At 61.6% G+C, this 4,142-nt stretch carries 6 protein-coding genes; 4 read left to right on the top strand and 2 right to left on the bottom strand.

Annotated elements, in window-relative coordinates; genetic code table 11:
- Window positions 1–230: 230 nt before the first annotated feature.
- Together IAE33_RS24285 and IAE33_RS24280 are read left to right on the top strand one after the other, a co-directional pair.
- On the top strand, window positions 231–542 hold the full coding sequence (locus tag IAE33_RS24285) for a DUF485 domain-containing protein (RefSeq protein WP_054886409.1): 312 nt from the start codon (window positions 231–233) through the stop codon (window positions 540–542).
- Window positions 539–2,203 carry a cation acetate symporter gene (locus IAE33_RS24280; protein ID WP_028634677.1) on the top strand — a complete coding sequence of 555 codons (1,665 nt, stop codon included), beginning with the start codon at window positions 539–541 and terminating at the stop codon, window positions 2,201–2,203. Before IAE33_RS24285 ends, IAE33_RS24280 begins: the two co-directional genes overlap by 4 nt.
- A 52-nt stretch (window positions 2,204–2,255) precedes the next feature.
- On the opposite strand, the gene IAE33_RS24275 is transcribed toward IAE33_RS24280, so the two are convergent.
- Window positions 2,256–2,408 (bottom strand): DUF3309 family protein, encoded by a 153-nt coding sequence (locus IAE33_RS24275; RefSeq protein WP_009682861.1) that lies wholly within the window; start codon window positions 2,406–2,408, stop codon window positions 2,256–2,258.
- Window positions 2,409–2,635: 227 nt separating this feature from the next.
- On the opposite strand from IAE33_RS24275, the gene IAE33_RS24270 reads away from it, so the two are divergent.
- Window positions 2,636–3,445 carry an SDR family oxidoreductase gene (locus tag IAE33_RS24270; protein WP_201165744.1) on the top strand — a complete coding sequence of 270 codons (810 nt, stop codon included), beginning with the start codon at window positions 2,636–2,638 and terminating at the stop codon, window positions 3,443–3,445.
- Between the two features lie 130 nt (window positions 3,446–3,575).
- Window positions 3,576–3,764, top strand: a complete 189-nt coding sequence (csrA, locus tag IAE33_RS24265; protein ID WP_028634679.1) for a carbon storage regulator CsrA — start codon at window positions 3,576–3,578, stop codon at window positions 3,762–3,764.
- Between the two features lie 4 nt (window positions 3,765–3,768).
- On the opposite strand, the gene IAE33_RS24260 is transcribed toward csrA, so the two are convergent.
- A complete protein-coding gene (locus IAE33_RS24260) occupies window positions 3,769–3,996 on the bottom strand; it encodes a YheU family protein (RefSeq protein ID WP_201165742.1) in 228 nt (75 codons plus the stop codon).
- Between the last annotated feature and the right edge of the window lie 146 nt (window positions 3,997–4,142).

Here is a 4,142-nt window from a genome sequence, read left to right as displayed (position 1 = left end):
AAGCGTAGGAGCGAGCGCAGCTCGCGATGCGCCGCGCGGGCGGCGCTCGATTCGCGCACCACCGCGCAACCCAAGGCAAGCCCCTCCCAGCCCCAACGCTTCAGCTATTTGTTACGCAACCGGTAAAACACCGTTGCATCTAAGACTAAGGTCGTCTGGTTGGCGTCCAACAGCCGCATAAAGTAAGGGTGTGGGTTGCATTCCCTCTTTGTGCTGCTAGGACAACAACAATGAACGACAGCATTTACCTCTCGATACAAAACAGCCCCCGTTTCAAGGAGCTGGTCAGCAAACGCGAACGGTTCGCCTGGATTCTCTCGGCGATCATGCTCGGCCTCTACTGCGCTTTCATCCTCCTGATCGCCTACGGTCCTCAGATTCTGGGCACCAAGCTCAGCCCTGGGTCATCGATCACCTGGGGTATCCCCCTGGGCGTCGGCCTGATCGTTTCGGCATTTGTCCTTACCGCCATCTACGTGCGCCGCGCCAACGGCGAATTCGATGAGCTGAACAAGGCCATCCTGAAGGAGGCGCAACAATGATTCGTCACGCCAAAGCCCTGGCCATATTGGCCTGCGGAGCCTTCGCACCCGCTGTGTGGGCAGCCGATGCCCTGACCGGCGAGGTGCAGAAACAACCGCTGAATGTGTCGGCGATTGCCATGTTCGTGGCTTTCGTCGCCTTTACCCTTGGCATTACCTACTGGGCGTCCAAACGCAACAAGTCGGCGGCCGACTACTACGCGGCCGGCGGCAAGATCACAGGCTTCCAGAACGGTCTGGCGATTGCCGGCGACTACATGTCGGCGGCCTCGTTCCTGGGTATTTCCGCACTGGTGTTCACCTCCGGCTACGACGGCCTGATCTACTCCATCGGCTTTCTGGTCGGCTGGCCGATCATTCTGTTCCTGATCGCCGAGCGCCTGCGCAACCTGGGCAAGTACACCTTCGCCGACGTGGCCTCCTACCGCCTTGGGCAAAAGGAAATCCGCACCTTGTCCGCCTCTGGTTCGCTGGTGGTAGTGGCTTTCTACCTGATCGCGCAGATGGTAGGTGCCGGCAAGCTGATCGAGCTGCTGTTCGGCCTCGACTACCACGTGGCGGTGATCCTGGTGGGCATCCTCATGTGCCTGTACGTGCTGTTCGGCGGCATGCTGGCCACCACCTGGGTACAGATCATCAAGGCGGTGCTGCTGCTGTCCGGTGCCAGCTTCATGGCACTGATGGTCATGAAGCACGTAGGCTTTGACTTCAACACCCTGTTCTCCGAAGCGATCAAGGTGCACGCCAAGGGTGAGGCCATCATGAGCCCAGGCGGCCTGGTCAAGGACCCGATCTCGGCGTTCTCCCTGGGCCTGGCGCTGATGTTCGGCACGGCCGGCCTGCCGCACATCCTGATGCGCTTCTTCACCGTCAGTGACGCCAAGGAAGCGCGCAAGAGCGTGCTGTACGCCACGGGCTTCATCGGCTACTTCTACATCCTCACCTTCATCATCGGCTTTGGCGCCATTCTGCTGGTCAGCACCAACCCGGACTTCAAGGACGCTACCGGTGCCCTGCTGGGTGGCAACAACATGGCGGCGGTGCACCTGGCCAATGCCGTGGGTGGCAGCGTGTTCCTCGGCTTCATCTCGGCAGTGGCCTTCGCCACCATCCTGGCGGTAGTGGCGGGCCTGACCCTGGCCGGTGCCTCGGCAGTGTCCCACGACCTGTACGCCAGCGTGTGGCGCAAGGGCAAGGCCAACGACAAGGACGAGATCCGCGTGTCGAAGATCACCACGGTCGCCCTGGGCGTGCTGGCGATCGGCCTGGGCATTCTGTTCGAGAAGCAGAACATCGCCTTCATGGTGGGCCTGGCGTTCTCCATCGCAGCCAGCTGCAACTTCCCGGTGCTGCTGCTCTCGATGTACTGGAAGAAGCTGACCACCCGTGGTGCCATGATCGGCGGCTGGCTGGGCCTGATCAGTGCGGTAACGCTGATGGTGCTCGGCCCGACCATCTGGGTGCAGATCCTCGGCCACGAGAAACCGATCTACCCGTACGAATACCCAGCACTGTTCTCCATGCTGATTGCCTTTGGCGGTATCTGGTTCTTCTCGATCACCGACAAGTCCAAGGCTGCTGAAAACGAACGCGCGCTGTTCTTCCCGCAGTTCGTGCGCTCGCAAACGGGCCTGGGTGCATCAGGGGCTGTCTCGCACTGACCTTCAGGTACAAAAAAACCGCGCCTAGGCGCGGTTTTTTTGTGTGTCTGCGTCAGATCCTGCCGAGTAGCAACAACACCAGCAAGACCACCAGCACCACACCGACGATACCGGACGGGCCATAGCCCCAGCTACGCGAGTGAGGGAAGACGGGCAGACCGCCAATCAGCAGGAGGATCAGGATGATGATCAGAATCGTGGTCATGTAGGAGTCCTTGCGTGGTGGAGGGTCAAGGGCCTCGGGTTGCCGGCCTCTTGTAAATTCGGACCGGTGCCGTTTGTGAAAGATTCCATCGGCGTGTAGGCCGGTTCGACATCTTTTTGTGCAACCGCCTGTTCATGGCCGCTCATTCACTCGCCTGATAAGCCCTGCCAGCCCCTGTGGGCTTGATTAAACTCGCTGCATCCACCCTCACCACAAGGCTTGCAGCCATGCACAACCGCATCATGATCACGGGCGCCGGGTCGGGCCTCGGGCGCGAGATTGCCCTGCGCTGGGCCCGCGAAGGCTGGCAGCTGGCGCTGGCCGACGTGAACCCGGCAGGCCTGCGCGAAACCTTGGAGCAAGTGAAGGCCGCTGGTGGCTCGGGCTTTGCCCAGCACTGCGATGTGCGCGACTACAGCCAGCTGACCGCCATGGCCCAGGCCTGCGACGAGCAGTTCGGGGGCGTGGACGTCATCGTCAACAATGCGGGCGTGGCTTCGGGCGGGTTCTTCGCCGAGCTGTCGCTGGAAGACTGGGATTGGCAGATTTCGGTCAACCTGATGGGCGTGGTCAAGGGCTGCAAGGCGTTTTTGCCGCTGCTGGAGCGCAGCAAGGGCCGCATCATCAATATCGCCTCCATGGCCGCGCTGATGCAGGGGCCGGGCATGAGCAACTACAACGTGGCCAAGGCTGGGGTGCTGGCATTGTCCGAGAGCCTGCTGGTGGAGCTGCGTCAGTTGGAAGTGGCAGTGCACGTGGTGTGCCCGTCCTTTTTCCAGACCAACCTGCTGGACTCGTTCCGCGGCCCGGACCCGGCCATGAAAGCCCAGGTGGGCAAGCTGCTGGAAAGCTCGCCTATCAGCGCGGCCGATATAGCCGAGTGCATCTTCGAGCAGGTGGCAGCCGGGCAGTTTTTGATCCTGCCCCACGAAGCGGGCAGGCAGGCCTGGGCCATGAAGTGCCAGGCCCCTCAGCAGCTGTACGACGAAATGGCGGAAATGGCGATGAAGATGCGAGCCAAGGCGCGTTCAGGCTGACGGATTAGGTGAAATCTGTAGGGCAAATTACCGTAACTTGTCGGCAATTTCTGAATAGCGGGGGAAGTCTTGTGTAGCTGAACAGCTACGATGCACCCTCCGGTTTTCCCTTTCGCAGGAGGACCGGAACATGTTGGTGATAGGACGCGAAGTGGGTGAAGTAATCGTGATTGGCGACGACATCCGCATCATGGTGGTCGAAACCCGGGACGGCATGGTGCGCTTTGGTGTGGATGCACCGCGTGAAGTGCCGGTGCACCGTGCCGAGGTGTACCGGCGAATCAAGGAGGCGCAGCAGGCCAAGGCGGGCAGGGCGTGATCGGCTAGTCGAGCAGCTCGGGCGGCACGTTGTGCTTGGCCAGCAGTTGGCATTGCTGGCTCTCGGGGTCGAACAGGATGAAGGCCTGGCCTTTGGCCAATGCCTGGCGCACCCGCAGCACCCGCGTTTCCAGCGGGGTGTCGTCACCGTTGTCGGTACCGTCGCGGGTCACGAAGTCTTCGATCAGACGGGTGAGGGTGTCGGCTTGCAGGTGTTCGTAGGGTATCAGCATGGTGAGGGGTGTCTGAGAGCGGTGTAGGCATGCTACGCGAAACGGGCGGTTGTGGGGGAGGTTAGCCGCAGGTGTTCGCCTTGAGAGGGGCGGCGCTCGATCTCCCAGGCGCCCCCCCGCGCGGGGCGAGAACGTGCGGCTCACCG

It is taken from the genome of Pseudomonas sp. S60 (assembly GCF_016647865.1).
GTDB lineage: Bacteria > Pseudomonadota > Gammaproteobacteria > Pseudomonadales > Pseudomonadaceae > Aquipseudomonas > Aquipseudomonas parafulva.
The sequence above is the reverse complement of the archived record's forward strand: the minus strand, read 5'-3'. Positions and strand labels throughout refer to the sequence as shown.

What these genes read in the sequence shown, in the direction of transcription:
- IAE33_RS24280 (WP_028634677.1), top strand. Translation starts at nt 539, where the DNA reads ATGATTCGTCACGCCAAAGCCCTGGCCATATTGGCCTGCGGAGCCTTC.
- IAE33_RS24285 (WP_054886409.1), top strand. Translation starts at nt 231, where the DNA reads ATGAACGACAGCATTTACCTCTCGATACAAAACAGCCCCCGTTTCAAG.
- IAE33_RS24260 (WP_201165742.1), bottom strand. Translation starts at nt 3,996, where the DNA reads ATGCTGATACCCTACGAACACCTGCAAGCCGACACCCTCACCCGTCTG.
- csrA (WP_028634679.1), top strand. Translation starts at nt 3,576, where the DNA reads ATGTTGGTGATAGGACGCGAAGTGGGTGAAGTAATCGTGATTGGCGAC.
- IAE33_RS24275 (WP_009682861.1), bottom strand. Translation starts at nt 2,408, where the DNA reads ATGACCACGATTCTGATCATCATCCTGATCCTCCTGCTGATTGGCGGT.
- IAE33_RS24270 (WP_201165744.1), top strand. Translation starts at nt 2,636, where the DNA reads ATGCACAACCGCATCATGATCACGGGCGCCGGGTCGGGCCTCGGGCGC.